The organism is Streptomyces griseus, from assembly GCF_900460065.1.
GTDB classification, from domain to species: Bacteria; Actinomycetota; Actinomycetes; order Streptomycetales; family Streptomycetaceae; genus Streptomyces; species Streptomyces griseus.
Genome location: NZ_UAVD01000009.1, coordinates 119,605 through 139,299, shown reverse-complemented (window position 1 = coordinate 139,299; position 19,695 = coordinate 119,605). Strand labels below are relative to the sequence as shown.

General features: G+C 72.4%; 5 protein-coding genes. 3 read left to right on the top strand and 2 right to left on the bottom strand.

Annotated elements, in window-relative coordinates:
- Positions 1-163: 163 nt before the first annotated feature.
- The 3 genes from DTB53_RS05420 to DTB53_RS05410 all read left to right on the top strand — a co-directional run bounded on the left by DTB53_RS05420 (position 164) and on the right by DTB53_RS05410 (position 2,716).
- Positions 164-655: a flavin reductase family protein gene (locus tag DTB53_RS05420; protein ID WP_256090983.1), complete on the top strand. Its 492-nt coding sequence runs from the start codon at positions 164-166 to the stop codon at positions 653-655.
- A 24-nt stretch (positions 656-679) separates the two neighbouring features.
- On the top strand, positions 680-1,174 hold the full coding sequence (locus DTB53_RS05415) for a hypothetical protein (protein WP_003970685.1): 495 nt from the start codon (positions 680-682) through the stop codon (positions 1,172-1,174).
- A gap of 444 nt (positions 1,175-1,618) precedes the next feature.
- Positions 1,619-2,716: an AfsR/SARP family transcriptional regulator gene (locus DTB53_RS05410; RefSeq protein WP_012381890.1), complete on the top strand. Its 1,098-nt coding sequence runs from the start codon at positions 1,619-1,621 to the stop codon at positions 2,714-2,716.
- A gap of 72 nt (positions 2,717-2,788) precedes the next feature.
- On the opposite strand, the gene DTB53_RS05405 is transcribed toward DTB53_RS05410, so the two are convergent.
- The gene (locus tag DTB53_RS05405; RefSeq protein ID WP_012381891.1) at positions 2,789-9,094 is read right to left on the bottom strand and encodes a type I polyketide synthase; all 6,306 of its coding nucleotides are present in this window, start codon (positions 9,092-9,094) and stop codon (positions 2,789-2,791) included.
- Positions 9,095-9,121: 27 nt separating this feature from the next.
- Positions 9,122-19,690 (bottom strand): type I polyketide synthase, encoded by a 10,569-nt coding sequence (locus tag DTB53_RS05400; protein ID WP_012381892.1) that lies wholly within the window; start codon positions 19,688-19,690, stop codon positions 9,122-9,124.
- Positions 19,691-19,695: the final 5 nt, after the last annotated feature.

Here is a 19,695-nt window from a genome sequence, read left to right as displayed (position 1 = left end):
CGGACGGTGTACGGCGCCGTGGCGCGCCGCGCCCCGGTGTGGGTGACCGGTTACCCAGGGATGAGAGTGCGGGAGATTCCCCGATCTATGTTCTCCGTATGAGTCTGAGGAAGGGTTTGGCATGAGGTTCGTGTCCGCTGAGAACACCGCTTACCGGATTCCGATGAAACCGTCATCCCTACGGGATTCCATGTCGCGCTTCGCCACCGGTGTCATCGTGTTGAGCGTGGGCGGTGAGAACATTCACGGAATGACCGCGAACGCGTTCACGTCCGTTTCCCTGGATCCGCCGCAGGTGCTGTGCTGTGTCGCCCGCAGCGCCGTCATGCACAAGGCGCTCATGGCGGAGAAGCACTTCGCCGTGTCGATTCTCGGATCCGAGCAGGAGCAGCTGGCGCGCTACTTCGCCGACAAGAAGAGGCCGCTGGGACCCGAGCAGTACGACGACCTCGCGTGGGAACCGGGCATCAGGACCCGGGCCCCGTTGCTGCACGGGGCGCTGGCATGGCTGGAGTGCGAGCTGTCGGAGCTCCACGACTCCGGTGACCACTCCATCTTCATCGGGAACGTGATCGAGGCGAGCAGCGGCGCCCCGGGACCCGCCCTGGTCTTCTTCGGCGGAGGGTTCCAGCAGACCGGCACAGCCGGCACATGACCGATGCGTGGGGGTGGACGCGTGATGCCGAACGACCAGGGAAGTGACACGGACCGCGGCGACACCACGATGACGACTCTCGGGCAGGACTTCGTACGGGCGCTGAACGAGGGCCTGAAACGATCGGCGGCGGGGCACGCTCCCGCACGCCCGGGACGCCTTTCCCGTACCGCTGAGCTGTCCGACCCCTACGCGGCCGCCGTGCTCAGCCGCTTCCGGGCGTCGCTGACGGCCGTGGTGGGGCCCGCGGGACAGCACGACGCGACCGTCCGCTCCGCGCTGGTGTGCCGCGCCCTGTACCTGTTGGCCGACGCCTTCGGCCTGCCCGCCCCGCCGGAGCCGCCGGGGCCGGCGCCGCTGCCCGCCCGGCAGGAGGCGCTGGTCGGCACCCTGCTCCTGGAGTGCGCCGCCACGGTGGGCCTGGCCGACGGGCCCTGTCCGGGCTCCCGCCGCACGCCGGCCGAACTGGTCCGGATACTGGGCCGGTCCGTGCGGGAGCCCTCCGTCCTCGCCGAGTAGCCCGCACGCCGGCGGCCGAAGAGGCCCCCGGCCCCCTTTCCCGACGCGCCCACGGGCCCGCCGGGACAGCGGCACGAGAAAGCCGGTTCGCCCTCGGACGGCCCACCGGAACCCGCCTCGCCCGCGATTTGTGCGCGCTTTGTGCGGGGCTGGACGACGTGCCCCCACCATGGGTGGTGAACAAGAGACCGGACCGCGCACAGGGTCGTGCGCACACCACGATCCGGTGAGACCTGCGACAAGCCGGCCCGGTGAGTGCGGAATACCGCTGCCAGCCCTTGGGTAAAGATTTCGCGCGCCGCTCCGGGGGGAGCACGGCGATGTTCGGCAGCGAAATTCCACCGTACTTCGAAAGACCTGTGCCGGTTTTCCGGACCGTGAACGGAAATCCTGACTTCAGTATGCGGAACTTTGAAGAAACTTCGTGGAAAGGGGGCGACGGCGATGTTCCGGGTCTTGGGGCATCTGGATGTGTCCGAGGAGGAGGGCGCGTCGGGCGTGCGCGGGCTGCGGCAGAGGGCCGTGCTCGGCTACATCCTGCTCCACCACGGCTCCCCGGTCACGGTGGCCAGGCTGGAGCAGGCACTGTGGCCCTCCGACGCTCCGCCCACCGGCAGGCAGGTGGTATACAACGCGGTGCACGCGCTGCGCAGGGCGGGGCTGCCGTTGGAGAAGCGAGCCGGGGGATACCAGCTCGGCGTCTCCCCCGACCGGCTTGACGCGGTGCGCTTCCAGATGCTGCTGGCCCGGGGGAGGACGGAGCTGGCGAGCGGCCGCTGGGAAGCCGCCTCGCGCGTGCTGCGCGAGGCCCTGTCGCTGTGGCGCGGCCAGGCACTCGCCGACCTGGCCGAACAAGGCCTGTACTGGCGGGAGATGGCCGCGCTCGACGACTCCAGGCTGACCGCGCTGGAGTACCGCGTGGAGGCGGAGTTCCGGATGGGCCGCCACCGCGATGTGCTCGGCGAGCTGGAGGCTGTGGTCGAGGCGGAACCGCTGCGGGAGCGCCTGTGCGGCCAGCTGATGGAGGCTCTCTACCACTCCGGCAGGCAGGCGGACGCGCTGCGGCTGTACCGCCGTACGCGCACCGGCCTCAACGAGCAGCTCGGCCTGGAGCCGAGCCCCGCGCTGCGCGAACTGGAGCACGCGATCCTCAACCACGAACTGCGGCCCGAGCCGGCCTCCCCGGTGGTCCCCGCGCCCCGGGCCCCCGCGGGCCTGCCCGCCCCCGTCTCCGACTCCTTCGCCGCCCCCGTCTCGGCCTCCGCCTCCGTGAGGTCCCTCAGGACGGGCCGGCACGCCGAGTCCGAGCGGCTCGTGAGGGAACACGCCGGCATCGACCCGGACGACTGCGACGAGATCGTGGCGGCCAAGATCCGCTGGGTGGTGCGCCGCGCACTCGACTCCGGCGACCTGGCCACCGTCGTGCGCTGCGGGGTGATCGATCTGCTGGCGGGCGTCCGTAACGACGAGACGCTGCGGGCCGGTTCACTCCTGCTGGACCGGATCTCCCAACTGCACCAGGCCGAAGCCGTCTCCCGCTGATCCTCCCCGCCTCCTTCGCCGCGCCCGGTCCGAGGGGCCACCGGAACACCGGTGGCCCCTCGGCGCGTCACCTCACGGGGCGGGCAGGTAACCGACTTCGGTGAAGAAGTCCAGGTAGGTCTCCAGCAGGTCGCTCCGCACGGGCGGGCAGACGACCGAGGTGTCCGCCAGCGCGGCATCGGCCTTGGAGCAGTCGATGCTCGGGTAGGTGCCGCCCGGCAGCCCCACGAGCCCCACGAACTGGTCGAGCAGCGGCTGCATCGCGTTGGACCGGTCCGAGCGGACCTTGCGGGTCCACGCCGTGAGGTCCAGGTCGTCGATGCGGTGGCCCCGGGCCCGCAGCGCGTCGATGATCTCCCCGAACGTCAACCGCTCCGGGTTCGAGAGGTTGTAGGTGTCACCGGTGCCGGTGAGCCGCCACGCCAGTTGGAGCATCGCGCCGCTGACGTAGTCGGCGGGCGTCGGGTGGAAGTGGCTCTCCAGACTGTCCGGCACGGCCTGCGCCTCCACGATGCCGCGGATACTCAGCCAGACGAAGTCCTGTGTCTGGCAGGCGCCGTTGACCTGATCGCCCGTCACCACGTCGACCCGGTACGACGACACCGGGACACCGCGCTCGCGGGCGATGCCGATGATCTCCTCGCACACCCACTTCGACTGCCGGTAGCCGCTGAGGAGCTGCTCCGGCGGACCGATCGGCGCGTCCTCGGAGAGGCGTACACCCTCCTCCGGCAGGTTCGCGTAGACACCGGTGGACGAGATGTAGTGCACCGGCACCGTGCGGTGCTTCGCCGCGATCCGCAGGATCTCCTCCGTCGCGGTGACGTTGGCCGCCTTCAGCTTCGCGTACGGATAGAGCCAGTTGACATGGGCGCCGATGTGGAACACCACGTCGGCCTCGCGGGCCAGCCGGTCCGCCGTCGCCGCGTCGAGCCCCAGCCCCGGCGCACCGAGGTCGCCCAGGACCACGCGCACCCGGTCCAGTTCGATGCCCGTCCGGTAGTACGCGGAAGCGGCACGGATCTTGGCGTACGCCGCCTCCTCGTCGGCGGCCCGCACCAGGCAGTGCACGGTGGCGGAGGTGGTACGCAGCAGGTCGCGCAGCACGAACGAGCCGATGAAGCCGGTGGCGCCGGTCAGCAGCACCTGCCGCGGATCGTCCGTCCTGTGCACGGTGTCCGCGGCCCGGATGTCGTCGGCCAGCCGCACCTCGGCCGCGAAGTCCACGACCCTGCCGCCGCCCGGTGCGCCCAGCAGTTCGGAGAGCAGCCGGTCGGTGAGGTCGTCGGGCGTGGGGTGGTCGAAGACGAGGGACACGGGCAGCTGCACACCCGTCTCGGCGAGCAGGCCTCCCCGCAGGTCCACGGCGGTCAGCGAGTCGAACCCGAGGTCGCCGAAGTTCTGGCCGGCGGTCACCGAACCGGTGGTGTCGTGGCCGAGCACCGTCGACGTCGTGTCGAGGACGACGCGCAGCACCACTTCGCGCTGCTCGTCGGCGGGCAGTCCGGCCAGCCGGTCCAGGAGCGCACCGCCCGAGGACTGCCGGGCCGCGGCCGTGCGGCGGTTCTGGGTACGGAGCACCTTGCGCATCAGCGCCGGGACGTTCGCGTGCGCGGCGTGCTCGCGGGCCAGTGTCGCGTCGAAGGGCTGGCCGATCACCAGCGACCGGCCCAGCGACAGCGCCGTGTCCAGGATCGCCGTACCGAGCGGTGTGGGGATCTGCCGCATGCCCTCCCGGGCCATCCGGCTCAGGATCACCGGGGTGAGGTGGGCGGAGACGGCACTGGCCTCCTCCCACAGACCCCATTCGATCGAGACGGCGGGCAGCCCGAGCCCGGCACGGTGCTGTGCGAGGCCGTCGAGGAAGCAGTTCGCCGCGGCGTAGTTGCCCTGGCCGGGTCCGCCGACCGTGGCCGCCATCGACGAGAACAGCACGAACGCGTCGAGGTCGAGGTCCTTGGTCAGCTCGTGCAGATGCCAGGCCGCGTCGACCTTCGGCCGCAGCACCGCGTGCAGCTGCTCGGCGGTCATGGTCGCGATCATGCCGTCCTCGGTGATGCCGGCGGTGTGCACGACGGCCTTCAGCGGGTGCTCCAGGCCGCCCAGCAGCGCTTCCAGCGCGTCCCGGTCGGTGGTGTCGCACGCCTCGACGCGCACCTCGGCGCCGAGCGCGGACAACTCCGCGACCAGCTCGGGCGCCCGACCGCTCCTGCTCACCAACAGCAGGTGCTTGACGCCCCGCGCGGTCACCAGGTGCCGGGCGACGACCTTGCCCAGGGCGCCGGTGCCACCGGTGATCAGTACGGTGCCCTCGCCGCCGAGGCGGGGGGCGCGGACCGTCGAGGCAGGGGTCCGCACGAGCCTCGGTACGAACGCCCGGCCGTCCCTGACCGCTATCTGCGGTTCGTTGTCACTGGCCGCGGCGGCCAGCACCGCCGGCAGGCTGTCGCGCGCCGGGGTGTCGGTGTCCACCAGCACGATGCGGCCCGGGTACTCGTTCTGCGCGGACCGCACCAGGCCCCACACCGCCGTCGCCGCAGGGTCCACGGCATCGGTGTGCACGGCGCCGCGGGTGAGGACGACCAGCTTGACGTCCTCACCCAGCAGCAGCCAGCGCTGGAGCAGGTCGAGCGTCCGGCCTGCCGCGTCGTGTGTCACGGCGACCGGACCGTCACCCTCCCGCACCGGCTCGAACAGCAGCGTCTCCGCGTCGTAGGGGAGTTCGTCCTCGACGAAGGCCCACCGCCCCTCCACGGGCGACGGCAGGTTGACCGGCGCCCACTCGACGCCCAGCAGTGCCTCGCGGACCTCGGTGTCCTCCCCCTGGAGGAGGAACGGCCGGGTGCGCAGCGAGTCGACGGTCAGCACCGGCTGTCCCGCGGCGTCCGTGGCGAGGAGCGACGTACCCCCGTCACCGTCCGGCGTCAGCCGGACGTTCAGCGCGCTCGCGCCGACCGCGTGCAGGTGCACGCCGGACCACTCCGACGGCAGACCCGACGTGGCGGCGACGTACGGGCGCAGGGCGGAGACGAGCAGCGCCGGGTGGATGGCGAAGCCGTCGCCCGGCACCGACTCCGGCAGCCGTACCGTCGCGTACAGCGCGGCTCCGTCGCGCCACAGCCCTTCGACGCCCAGGAAAGCGGGGCCGTAGCCGAGCCCGAGGCCGTCCAGCGCGGCATCGACCTCCTCGGCTGTCACGGCGACGGCGCCCGCCGGCGGCCACTCGGCGTCCGCCGGCGGCGCGGCGGCCAGCGCGGTGCTGGTGAGCACGCCGGTCGCGTGCAGGGTCCACGCCCCCTCGGAACCGTCCGGGCGGGACCGGATCACCACCGTGCGGCTGCTGTCGCTCTCCGCGGCCCCGGCGCACACCTGGAGCTGTACGGGAGCGTGCTCGGGGAGCTCGACCTGGCTGTGCACGGTCAGCTGCCGCAGCTGGTTGCAGTCGACCTCGTCGCCCGTGTGGATCGCGAGCTCCAGCAGCGCGGAGCTCGGCAGCACGGTCCTGCCCGCCACCGTGAACTCGGCGAGCCACGGCAGGGTCGTGCGGGTCAGCCGCGCGGTGAACATGACCGAGTCGTCCTCGGTGTGGACGGTTGCCCCGAGCAGCGGGTGCTCGGCGGCGTGCACGCCCGCACCGGCGACGTCGGTCATCGCGCTGCCGGGGTCGAGCCAGAAGCGTTTGCGCTGGAACGCGTAGGTCGGCAGGTCGACCGGCCGGGCGCCGTCGCCGAAGACCGCCGCCCAGTCGGCCGGGTGGCCGTTGACGTACGCCGTGGCGAGCGCGGTGAGCACGGTGGTGACCTCGCCGTTGCCCGAACGCAGCGCGGGGGCGAACGCGTGCCCGGCCGGCGACTGCCGGGCCTGAGCGGTCAGCACCCCGTCCGGGCCGAGTTCGATGAACGTCGTCGTGCCCAGCTCGTCCAGGTGCGTCACCGCGTGGTGGAACCGGACCGCCCGGCGCACCTGCTTGACCCAGTACTCGGGCGTGGAGATCGTCTCGGCGTCGGCGAGCTTGCCGGTGAGCGTGGAGACGATCGGGATCGACGGCGGCTGATAGCTCAGCGTGCGGGCCACGGCGCGGAAGTCGTCCAGCATCGGGTCCATGCGGTGCGAGTGGAACGCGTGGCTCACCACCAGCGCCTTGGTACGGCGGCCCCGCGCGGCGATCGTCGACGCCACCTCCGTGGTCGCGTCGTGGTCACCGGACACCACCACGGAGGCGGGGCCGTTGACCGCGGCGATGCTCACGCTCCCGTCGGCGGGCAGCAGGGCCGTGACCTCGTCCTCGTCCGCCTCGACGGCGATCATCGTGCCGCCGCGCGGCAGCTCGTTCATGAGCCGCGCACGGGCGGCGACGAGCCGGGCGGCGTCACCGAGTCCGAACACGCCGGCGACGTGTGCGGCGGCCAGCTCCCCGATCGAGTGCCCCACCAGGTGGTCGGGGGTGACCCCCCAGTGCTCGAACAGCCGGAACAGCGCGGTCTCCAGGCAGAACAGCGACGTCTGGGTGTACAGCGTCCGGTCGAGCAGCCCCGCCTCGGGTGTGCCCTCCGGGGCGAAGAAGACGGTGCGCAGCGACACCGGAACCCGGTCGCCGAGCGCGCCGTCGACGGCCTCGATCGCGGCGTCGAGCGCCGCGGCGAACACGGGTTGCGCCGCGTACAGCTCACGCCCCATGCCGAACCGCTGCGCACCCTGCCCGGTGAACATCAGGGCGAGCCCGCCCATGCCCGCGACGCCCCTGGCCGTCACGGTGCCGCCCAGCAGCACCGCCCGGTGCGGGAACTGCGTACGGGTCGTGGCCAGGGAGAAGCCGACGTCCGCCGGGCGCAGGTCCGGACGCCGCCCGAGGTGTTCGACGAGCCGGGCCGTCTGCTCCTCCAGCGCCTCGGCGCTCTTGGCGCTGACGGGCAGCGGCACGGACCCGCTGTCCGCGAGGCCCCCCTCCGGCACGCCGGACGCCGGGAGTTCCGGGGCGAAGCCGTCGGGCGCCTGTTCCAGCACCAGGTGCGCGTTGGTGCCGCTGAGGCCGAACGCGGAGACGGCGGCCCGGCGCGGCCGGTCCACCTCGGGCCAGGGCCGGGCCTCGGTGAGCAGCCGGGCGTTGCCCGCCGTCCAGTCGACGTGCGGGGTGGGCTCCTGAACGTGCAGCGTCCGCGGCATGACCCCGTGGCGCAGCGCCATCACCGTCTTGATGATGCCGCCGACGCCCGCGGCGGCCTGCGTGTGGCCGATGTTGGACTTCAGCGACCCCAGCCAGATCGGCCGGTCGGCCGGCCGGTTCTGCCCGTACGTCGCCAGCAGCGCCTGCGCCTCGATCGGGTCGCCCAGCGTGGTGGCCGTGCCGTGCGCCTCCACGAGGTCCACGTCCGACGTCGTCAGCCGGGCGTCGGCGAGCGCCTGCTGGATGACCCGTTCCTGGGCCGGGCCGTTGGGCGCGGTGAGTCCGTTGGACGCGCCGTCGGAGTTCACCGCACTGCCCCGGATGACCGCGTGGATCGTGTGCCCCTTGCGGCGGGCGTCGGAGAGCCGCTCCAGCACGACCATGCCGACGCCCTCGCTCCAGCTCGTCCCCCCGGCGCCTGCGTCGAACGTCCGGCACCGGCCGTCGGCCGAGAGGTTGCCCTGGCGGCTGAACTCCACCCAGCTCTCGATCGAACCGATCACGGTCGAGCCGCCCGCCAGCGCGAACTCGCACTCGTCGTTGCGCAGCGACTGCACGGCGCTGTGCGTGGCGACCAGCGACGACGAGCAGGCCGTGTCGATGGTGACGGCGGGTCCCTCGAGCCCCAGCGAGTAGGCGATCCGGCCGGAGGCGATGCTGCCGACCATGCCGGTGATGACGTACCCGGCCAGCTCCTCGCTCGTGAAGTGGGCACGGTGGAGGTAGGACTGGCCCGCGAGGCCGGCGAACACACCGACCTGACGGCCCTTGAGGGACGCCGGGTCGATCCGGGCGTTCTCGACCGCCTCGTACGCGACCTCCAGCAGCAGCCGCTGCTGCGGGTCCATCGCGAGGGCCTCGCGCTGGTTGATCCGGAAGAACTCGGCGTCGAACCGCGGTGCGGAGCCGATGAACCCGCCGTGCTTGGTGTAGGTCTTGCCGGGCCTGCCCGGATCCGGGTCGTACGTGCCCGCCACGTCCCAGCCGCGGTCGGAGGGGAACTCGGTGATGGCGTCCCGCCCGTTCGCGACGAGGTCCCACAGCTCGTCGGCGCTGGTGACGCCGCCGGGGAACCGCGCGGCCAGGCCGACGATCGCGATGGGCTCGTGCTTCGCGGACTCCAGTTCGTCGACGCGCTGTCTGCTCTTCTTCAGGTCGGCCGTCACCCACTTCAGGTACTCCACGGCCTTCTTCTCATCGGACACGGTGATCACGTTTCCCTTCGTGCGTCGCGACAGGCGTCAGTTGGTGGAGCGTCCGAGCTGGTTGTCGATGAAGTCGAAGATGTCCTCGGCCGACGCGGACGCGAAGTTCTCGTCCTCGCCGTCGGTGTTCTCGTCCGGGTCCTCGGTCCACTTCGCGAGCATCGCCCGCAACCGGTTGGCGACCGCGGCGGCGTGCGGCGACGTCGTGGCCGAGGCGGCGGCGAGGCTGGCCTCCAGCCGGTCCAGATCGGACTGGACCGCCTGGTGCGCCCGGTTCTCCGGGCCGAGCCGTTCGAGCAGGACCTCGGCGAGCGCGGCCGGGGTCGGGTGGTCGAACACGAGCGTCGTGGAGAGATCGAGGCCGGTGGCGGTGAACAGCTGGTTGCGCAGCTCGACCGCGGTCATCGACGTGAACCCGAGGTCGGAGAACGGGTACTCCGCCTCGATCTCCTTCGGGTCGTCGTGCCCGAGCACCTCGGCGATCGCCTCCCGCAGCACCTCCAGCACCACGGCGCCCCGGGCCGCTTCGTCCAGCCCGACGAGCCGGGCGGCGAGCGTCCGGCCGCGCTGCGGCAGCGGCTTCACCAGCCCGCGCAGCACGGCGGGCACCGGGCCGGCCGCCCGGATCGCGGACGGGTCGAGCACGTTCGCCACCACCGCCGGCCGCCCGGCCGTCACGGCGGCGTCGAACAGCTCCTGGCTCCGCTCCGGCCCCCAGGCGACGGCGATCGCGGGCAGACCGGCGGCGTTGCGGTGCCGGGCCAGCGCCTCCAGGTACGCGGCGGTCGCGGCGTCGGCGCCCCGACCGGTGCGCCCGACGGTGCCGGCCATCGAGGAGCTGAGGACGAACGCCACCAGTTCACGGCCCTCGGTGAGCCGGTGCAGGTGCCGGGCCAGGTCGGCCGCAGCACGCACGGTTTTGACCAGGCGCTCGGGCGTGAGCTGCGCGACCAGCTCCTCGGCGCCGGGCTCCGGCACGTGCACGACGGCCGTGACGTCGTGGGCGTCGAGCACCTGCCGCAGTTCCTCCGGGTCGTCGCCGGTCCAGGTGACGACGTCCTTGACGGGCAGGTGGCGGACGAAGGGCGCGTCCCCGGTGGCGAGAACCGTGCCGTGCCAGTCGGGGGCGGGCGCGGACGCGGTGATGCGGGCCAGCCGGGCCACCAGGGTCTCGTGGCCGCGCACGACGACCTGCGGCTCGTCGTCGGGCAGGGCCGCGGGCACCGTTTCCCCGTCGACCAGGACGAACCGCCCGGGCTCCTCGTGCTGTGCGGTGCGCACCAGACCCCAGACGGCCGCCGCGACGGGGTCGGGGTCCTCGGTGTGGACGGCGTCGTGCGTGTGGACCACGAGCGGCCCGGAACGCTCGGACCGCAGGGCGTGCAGCACCGTGGTGAGCACCCCGTCCAGTTCGCCGAACCGCGGTACCTCCAGTACGTCGAACCCGGTCATCCCGGACTTCGCGGACGGCACCCAGGTGAGGTCGAACAGCGCGTGCTGCGCGGCGCTGACCGGTGCCGTGGTGACCTGTTCGGCGGTGAGCACCGGCACGCCGTCCTCGTCCGTCGCGAGGAGACCGCCGTCGAATCGGACGCGCAGGGTCGTCGCCCCCGCACGGTGCAGCCGTACGTTGCGCCAGTGCACGGGCTGCACCGGCACGCCGCCCCGCTGGAGCACGGCGGTGAGCAGCCCCGGGTCGATGCCGTGCTCCGTCGCGTCCTTGGCGGCCTCGGCGTAGAAGGTGTCGCCGTCGCGCCACGCCTGCGTGACGCCGTCCGCGGGGGCGTCGGCCTCGACGGCGTTCGGCGGCCAGGTCAGGCCCGGCGTGTCGGATTCCACCGTGGCGAGCGTGCCGGTGGCGTGGCGCTGCCACGGCGTGTCGTCCGCACGGGAGTGGATCGTGAGGCGCGTGCCGTCGACGGCGACCTGGAGCAGCAGGGCCTCGCCGGACGGCAGGGGCGACTCGACGGTCAGCTCCGCCAGCCCGCCGTCCGCCGCGTGCAGGGCGAGATCGAGCAGGGTCGCCGCGCCGTGCTCGACGTCGGTCACACGGCCGGTGAACAGGACCGTGTCGCTGTCCGCCTGCCGTATCTCACCGCCGAGCAGCGGGTGCCCGCCCGGCAGGAGCCCGAGCCCGGCGGCGTCGACCGGGCCGCCGAGGTCGGTCAGCCAGTAACTCTGCTGCTGGAAGGCGTAGTTCGGCAGCTCCACGGTGTTGCCCGCGGGGAGCACCGGAGACCCGCCGTGCACATAGGCCGTCCCGAGCGCCGTGAGCACGCCGGTGACCTCGGACTGGCCGGTACGGAGCGTCGCGGCGAACGACCCCTTCACGAACTGCTGTGCGGCGGCGCTGAGTACGGGGTCGGGCCCGAGCTCGATGAAGACCGTGCCCTCCGGGAGAGCCGTCACGGCGTGGTGGAAGCGGACGGCCTCACGGATCTGGGTGACCCAGTACTCGGGGTCGGTCATGGCGAGGTGGGTGGCGGCGGTGGGGACGATCGGGATGGTGGGTTCCCCGTAGGTCAGTTGCTCCGCTGTGGTGCGGAAGTCGTCGAGCATCGGTTCCATGTGGTGCGAGTGGAACGCGTGGCTGACGGTGAGTGCTTTGGTGCGGCGGCCCTGGGTGCGGAAGTGCTCGGTGATCCTTTCGGTGGCGTCGGTGTCGCCGGAGATGACGACGGAGGTGGGGCCGTTGACGGCGGCGATGCTCACGCCGTCGGTGATGTGGGGGGTGATTTCCTCTTCGGTGGCTTCGATGGCGGTCATGGTGCCGGTGTGGGGGAGGGCGTCCATGAGGGTGGCGCGGGCGGTGACGAGGCGGGCGGCGTCGGGGAGAGTGAGGATGCCGGCGACGTGGGCGGCGGTGATTTCGCCGATGGAGTGGCCGACCAGGTGGTCCGGCGTGATGCCCCAGGATTCGTAGAGGCGGTAGAGGGCCGTTTCGAGGGCGAAGAGTGCGGGTTGGGTGAGGCGGGTGCGGTCGAGGTCGCCGGTGAAGAACTCGTCCTGGATGCCGAGCGCGGTGAGCGCGGCGTCCAGTGCCTCCCGGAACACCGGGTAGGTCTCGTAGAGCTCGCGGCCCATGCCGGTGCGCTGTGATCCCTGGCCGGTGAACAGGAACGCCAGACCGCCGCTCCCGACCGCACCGCTCGCCAGCACCTCCGTACCGAGCAGCAGCGCCCGGTGGTCGAACCGCGCACGCCCGGCAAGGGTGTGGGCGACATCGGACGCGGCCAGCTCGGGGTGGTCGGCCAGATGCCGCTCCAGCCGGGCGACCTGCGCCGTGAGGGCCTCGGGCGTCCGCGCCGACACCAGGTACGGCACCGGCCCCGGCTGCGCCGCGGACGACTCCTCCACGGGGGAGCCGACGGAATCCGACGGGCCGGGAGAGTCCGGCGCGTGCGCCGGAGGCTCCTCGATGATCAGGTGCGCGTTCGTGCCGGAGATGCCGAAGGACGAGATGCCCGCCCTGCGCGGCCGGTCCCCGGCCGGCCACGGACGGGCCTCCGCCAGAAGCGCCACCGAGCCCGTCGACCAGTCGACCTCGGGCGTCGGTTCGTCGACGTTCAGGGTGCGCGGCAGCAGGTCGTGCTTCATCGCCATCACCATCTTGATGACTCCGGCGACGCCGGCCGCGCCCTGCGTGTGCCCCAGGTTCGACTTGAGCGATCCCATCAGCAGCGGAGACGTGCGGTTCTGCCCGTACGTGGCGAGGACGGCCTGCGCCTCGATCGGGTCGCCGAGCACGGTTCCCGTGCCGTGCGCCTCCAGGGCGTCCACGTCGGCGGGGACGAGGCCGCCGGAGGCGAGCGCCTCCTGGATCACCCGTTCCTGGGCAGGGCCGTTGGGGGCGGTGAGCCCGTTGGAGGCCCCGTCGGAGTTCACCGCGGAGCCGCGGATGACGGCGTGGACGGTGTGCCCGTTGCGCACCGCGTCCGACAGCCGCTCCAGCAGCAGCAGACCCGCGCCCTCGGCGAAGCTGGTGCCGTCCGCGCCGGCGCCGAACGACTTCACCCGGCCGTCCCGCGCGAGACCGCCCTGACGGCTGAACTCGGTGAAGATGTCGGGCTGCGCGATCACCGTGACACCGCCGGCCAACGCCAGGTCGCACTCACCGGACCGCAGCGCCCGCAGCGCGATGTGCGTGGCCATCAGCGAGGAGGAGCACGAGGTGTCGACCGTCAGCGCCGGCCCCTCGAACCCGTACGCGTAGGCGATGCGGCCGGAGGCGACGGCGTTGGAGATGCCCGTCATCACATGGCCCTCCACCTCGTCGAACGCCTGCGGCCCGCGGGGCGCGTAGTCCTGACCGAGCAGCCCGACGTACGTGGCGGTCCTGCTGCCGCGCAGCGCCTTCGGGTTGATGCCCGCGTTCTCGAACAGCTCCCACGACGTCTCCATCAGCACGCGCTGCTGCGGGTCCATCGCCAGCGCTTCCTTGGGCGAGATGCCGAAGAACGCGGCGTCGAAGCGGTCGGCATCGTGCAGGAACCCGCCGGCGCTGATGTAGGAGGTACGAGACCGGGTGCGCTCGGGGTCGTGGAGACCGTCGAGGTCCCACCCCCGGTTCGTCGGGAACCCGGTGATCGCGTCCCGCTCGTCCGCGACGAGCCGCCACAGGTCCTCCGGCGTGCGCACGTCGCCGGGGAGGCGGCAGGCCATGGAGACGATGGCGATCGGCTCGTCGTCGGTCACGACCGCGCGCACGACCGGTGCGGCGGCACTGGCCCCGCCGGTGAGCTTCGACCGCAGGAACGCTGCCATGGCGGCGGCCGTCGGGTGGTCGAAGATGATCGTCGCGGGCAGCCGGACCCCGGTCGCCGCACTCAGGCGGTTGCGCAGCTCCACGGCGGTGAGCGAGTCGAAACCGATCTCCTTGAAGGGAGTCTCGGGGTCGACCGCGTCGCCGCCGCTGTGGCCGAGCGTGTACGCGACGTGCTCCCGCACGATGCCGAGCAGCAGTTCCAGCCGGCCGGCCTCGTCGCGGGCGGCCAGCGCACTCGCCAGGGCGTCGGTGTCCGCGGTCCGGGCGCTCGCGGTCCGCCGCGACGGCGTACGGACGAGGGCCCGCAGCACCGGCGCCACCTCACCGCGCAGCGACGACAGGGTGATCGGCGCGGTGAGCACCGCGGCCTGGCCGAGCGTGAGAGCGGCGTCGAACATCTCGACGCCCTGCGCGGCGCTGATCGCGGGGAAGCCCTCGCGGGCCATCCGGGCCAGGTCGGTCGCCGTGAGGTGCGCGCTCATCGCGCTCGCGTCCTCCCACAGGCCCCACGCCATGGACACCGCGGGCAGCCCCCGCTCACGGCGGTGGTGCGCGAGGGCGTCGAGGTAGGCGTTGGCGGCGGCGTAGTTGCCCTGGCCGGGACCACCCAACGTACCGGCCATCGAGGAGTACAGGACGAACGCGGCGAGGTCGCGGTCCCGGGTCAGCTCGTGCAGGTGCCACGCGGCGTCCGCCTTGTTGCGCAGCACCACGTGCAGCTGCTCGGGCGTCAGGTTGGTGACCATCGCATCGTCCAGCACACCCGCCGTGTGCACGACGCCCGTGAGGTTCTCCACCCCCGCCAGGAGCGCGGCGAGCGCCTCCCGGTCACTGGCGTCGCACGCCGCGACCGTCACCTCGGCGCCCAGCCCGGTGAGCTCCGCCGCCAGCTCCGGGGCGTGCCCGCGCCGACTGGTCAGCAGCAGCCGGCGGACGCCGTGCCGCTCCACCAGGTGCTTCGCGAGGATCGCGCCGAGCGTGCCGGTACCACCGGTGATGAGCACCGTGCCCTCGGGGTCGAGCGGCCGGTCGACGGTGAGGGCGATCTTGCCGGTGTGCTTGGCCTGCCCCATGTACCGGAAGACGGCGGGCGCCTGGGGCACCGGCCAGGCCCGCACCGGCAGCGCGGTGAGCACCTGCCGCTCGAACAGGTCGTACAGCTCGGCGAGCAGCGCCTGGAGGGTGTCCGGGTCGCTGGCGTTGAGGTCGTAGGCGGTGTACGCGACGCCGGTGTGCCGCAGCGCCACCTCGTCGGCGTCCCGGATGTCGGTCTTGCCGATCTCCAGGAAGCGGCCGCCGCGCGGCAGCAGCCGCAGCGAGGCGTCCACGAAGTCGCCCGCGAGCGAGTCCAGCACCACGTCGACACCGCTGCCGCCGGTCTCACGGAGGATGTGCTCCTCGAAGTCCAGCGTGCGGGAGTCGGCGATGTGACGGTCGTCGACGCCCAGCGACCGCAGCACGTCCCACTTCGGCAGGCTGGCCGTCGCGTACACCTCCGCGCCGTAGTGGCGGGCCAGCTGGATCGCCGCCATGCCGACGCCGCCGGTACCGGCGTGGATGAGGACCTTCTCGCCCGCCGACAGTCCGGCGATGTTCTTGAGACCCAGCAGCGCGGTCATCCAGACGATCGGAGCGGTCGCCGCCTGGGTGAACGTCCAGCAGCCCGGCATCGCGTGCAGCGCCCGGTGGTCCCCGACGGCCTGCCGCGAGAACGTCCCCTCCGCGAGACCGAACACCCGGTCGCCCACGGCCATCGTGGTGACGTCCGGCGCGACCTCGATCACGATGCCCGCGACCTCACCGCCGAGCGGCGGCAGCGGGTCGTGCGGGTACATGCCCAGCGCGATCAGCACGTCACGGAAGTTGACGCCGGACGCACGGACCTCCAGTCGCACCTCACCCGGGAGCAGCGGCCGGGACACCCGCTCGTCCGCGGTGATGGCCAGCGTCTCCAGCGTGCCCGCCCCCGTCGACACCAGTTGCCAGGGGCCGTCCGGCACGGGCAGCAGCGCGTCCGTGTCGGGCCGGATCAGCCGGGCGGCCCTGACCTCGTCGCCGCGCACGAGCAGTTGGTTCTCCTCGACGGCGACGGCACCGCCGATCACGGTGGCGTCGAAGCCACCGTCGAGCAGCACGATCCGCCCGGGGTTCTCCGTCTGGGCCGACCTCACCAGACCCCACACCGCCGCCGCGGCCAGGTCCGGCGTGCCGGTGTCCACCGCGTCGTGCGTGTGGACCACGAGAACGTCATCGGTGTCGAGCGCCAGCCATTCCCGCAACGCGGTCAGCACGTACTCGGTGACCTCGTGCAGCTCCCCGCCGCGGGGCACGGACAGCACCTGGTGGGGCGCCTCGGGCGCGTCGACCGGCAGGGTGAGGGGCTGCCAGCTCGGCACGAGCAGCTGTTCGGCGGACGACGTGCGCATCTGGAGCTGATCGGCGCTGACCGGCCGGGTCGCGAGCTGCGCGACCGAGACGACCGGCTGACCGGCGTGGTCCACGGCGTGCAGGGCGAGCCCGCCCTCGCCGGCCGGGGTGATCCGGGCGCGGAGCGCCGTGGCACCCGAGGCGTGCAGCCGTACGCCGTTCCAGGAGAACGGCAGGCTGATGCCGCCGTCGACGGCGTGCTGGTGCGCGTACGCGTGCAGCGCCGAGTCGAGGAGCGCCGGGTGGATACCGAAGGCCGCGTCGTGCACCGCCTCCGGCAGCGCGATCTCGACGAACAGCGCGTCGCCGGACCGCCAGGCGGCGGTCAGCCCCTGGAACGCGGGCCCGTAGCCGAGCCCGATGCGCTCCAGCGCGGGGTACACGTCCTCGATCGGCACGGGCTGCCCCTGGGGCGGCCACGCGAGGGTCTCGGCGGACGCCGCGGTGGTGCTGAGCGTCGCCGTGGCGTGCAGATCCCACGCGCGGTCGCCCGAACGCGAGTGGATGGAGACCGTGTTGTCCTTGAGCGCCACCTGGAGCTGCACGGCCTCGTCGGTGAGGAACAGCGGCGCCGCGATCAGCATCTCGTCGACGGTGTCGAACCCGGCCCGGTCCCCGGCGTGGATCGCCAGCTCGATGAGCGCGGTGCCGGGCACGATCACGTTGCCCATCACCGTGTGATCGGCGAGCCACGGGTGCGAGCTCCGTGAGATCTGCCCGGTGAACAGGGTCGTTTCGCTGTCCACCGCGTGGATCAGGCTGGACAGCAGCGGATGCTCCACCGAGGTCTGGCCGAGCGCCGCGGCGTTCTGGGCGCTCCGGGGGGCCTCCATCCAGTAGCTCTGTCGCTGGAAGGCGTAGCCGGGGAGGTCGCTGAGCTGTGCGCCGTGGGGTGTGGTGAGGGTGCGGCCGTGGACGTAGGCGGCGCCGAGTGCGGTGAGGGCGGTGGTGGTCTCGTCGCGTCCCCGGCGCAGTGCGGCGGTGAAGGTGCCCTCGGCGGATTGCTGGGCCTGTGCGGTGAGGACGCCGTCGGGGCCGAGTTCGATGAAGGTGGTGGTGCCGTGGTTCGCCAGTTCCACCACGGCGTGGTGGAAGCGGACGGCCTCACGGATCTGGGTGACCCAGTAGTCGGGGTCGGTCAGGTCGCTGTCGACGGCCACGGTCGAGACGATGGGGATCCGTGGTGGGGTGTAGGTGAGGGTACGGGCCACGGTGCGGAAGTCGTCGAGCATCGGTTCCATGTGGTGCGAGTGGAAGGCGTGGCTGACGGTGAGTGCTTTGGTGCGGCGTCCCTGGGTGCGGAAGTGCTCGGTGATTCTTTGGGTGGCGTCGGTGTCGCCGGAGATGACGATGGAGCGGGGGCCGTTGACGGCGGCGATGCCGACCGTGTCGTCGAGGTGGGGGGTGATTTCTTCTTCGGTGGCTTCGATGGCGGTCATGGTGCCGGTGTGGGGGAGGGCGTCCATGAGGGTGGCGCGGGCGGTGACGAGGCGGGCTGCGTCGGGGAGGGTGAGGATGCCGGCGACGTGGGCGGCGGTGATTTCGCCGATGGAGTGGCCGACGAGGTGGTCCGGCGTGATGCCCCAGGACTCGTACAGGCGGTAGAGGGCGGTTTCCAGGGCGAAGAGTGCGGGTTGGGTGAGGCGGGTGCGGTCGAGGTCGCCGGTGAAGAACTCGTCCTGGATGCCGAGTGCGGTGAGCGCGGCGTCCAGCGCCTCCCGGAACACCGGGTAGGTCTCGTACAGCTCGCGGCCCATACCCGAGTGCTGTGCACCCTGGCCGGTGAAGAGGTAGGCGAGTCGGCCGGTGCCGACGGCCCCCCGGGTGAGTTCCTCGGTGCCGAGGAGGAGGGCTCGGTGGTCGAACTGGGTGCGGTGGTTGAGGGTGTGGGCGATGTCGGCGGGGGCCAGTTCGGGGTGTTCGGTGAGGTGGTGCTGGAGGGCGGTGATCTGGGCCTGGAGGGCTTGGGGGGTCTTGGCGGAGACGGGGTAGGGGGTGGGTTCGGTGGTGGCCGGGGTGGCCGGGGTGGGGGTGGGTTGTTCGAGGATGAGGTGGGCGTTGGTGCCGGAGATGCCGAAGGAGGAGACGGCGGCGCGGCGGGGTCGGTCGGTGTCCGGCCAGGGCTGGTTTTCGGTGAGCAGGGTGACTGCTCCGGTGGTCCAGTCGACGTGGGGGGTGGGCTGGGAGACGTGGAGGGTTCGGGGCAGGGTGCCGTGGCGCATGGCCATGATCATTTTGATGATGCCGCCGACGCCGGCTGCCGCTTGGGTGTGGCCGATGTTGGACTTGAGGGAGCCGAGGTGCAGGGGGCGGTTGGCGGGTCGGCCCTGGCCGTAGGTGGCGAGGAGGGCCTGGGCCTCGATCGGGTCGCCGAGGGTGGTGCCGGTGCCGTGCGCTTCCACCACGTCCACATCGGACACCGACAGGCGCGCGTTCTTCAGCGCCGACTGGATGACCCGCTCCTGTGACGGCCCGTTGGGCGCGGTCAGTCCGTTGGACGCCCCGTCCTGGTTGACCGCCGAACCCCGGATGACCGCGTGGACGGTGTGCCCGTTGCGCACCGCGTCCGACAGCCGCTCCAGCATCAGCAGCCCGACCCCTTCGCCCCAGATGGTGCCGTCCGCGTCGCCGGAGAACGCCTTGCAGCGCCCGTCGGCCGCGAGCCCCCGCTGCCGGCTGAACTCCACGAACGTCTCCGGCGTCGCCATGACCGCGATGCCGCCGCTCAGCGCGTAGGACACCTCACCCGTACGCAGCGCCTGCACCGCCAGGTGCGTCGCCACCAGCGACGAGGAGCACGCCGTGTCGATCGTCACGGCCGGACCCTCCAGGCCCAGCGTGTAGGAGATGCGACCGGACGCGATCGACCCCGCGTTGCCCGGGCCGATCAGGCCCTCCAGCGCCGCCGGCACCTCGCTGACCCGTGAGGAGTAGTCGTGGTACATCACGCCCGTGTAGACGCCGGTCTTGCTGCCGTGCAACGACTGCGGGGCGATGCCCGCGTCCTCCAGCGTCTCCCATGCCGTCTCCAGCAGCAGCCGGTGCTGCGGATCCATCGCCGTCGCCTCGCGGGGCGAGATCCCGAAGAACTCGGGGTCGAACGCGTCGGCGTCGTGCAGGAACCCGCCCGTGCGCACATAGGTCGTGCCGACCGCCTCCGGGTTCGGATCGTAGATGCCCTCGTTGTCCCAGCCGCGGTTGACCGGGAAGTCCGTCATGCCGTCCCGGCCATCGGCCACCAGCCGCCAGAGGCCCTCCGGGTCCGTCACACCCCCGGGGAACCTGCACGCCATGCCGATGACCGCGATCGGCTCGCTCGCCGCACCCTGCACCTCCTGCAACTCGTGCTGGGCCTGGCGGGTGTCGGCGATCGCCTTCTTGAGGTACTCGCGGAGCTTCGCTTCGTTCGCCATTGCCG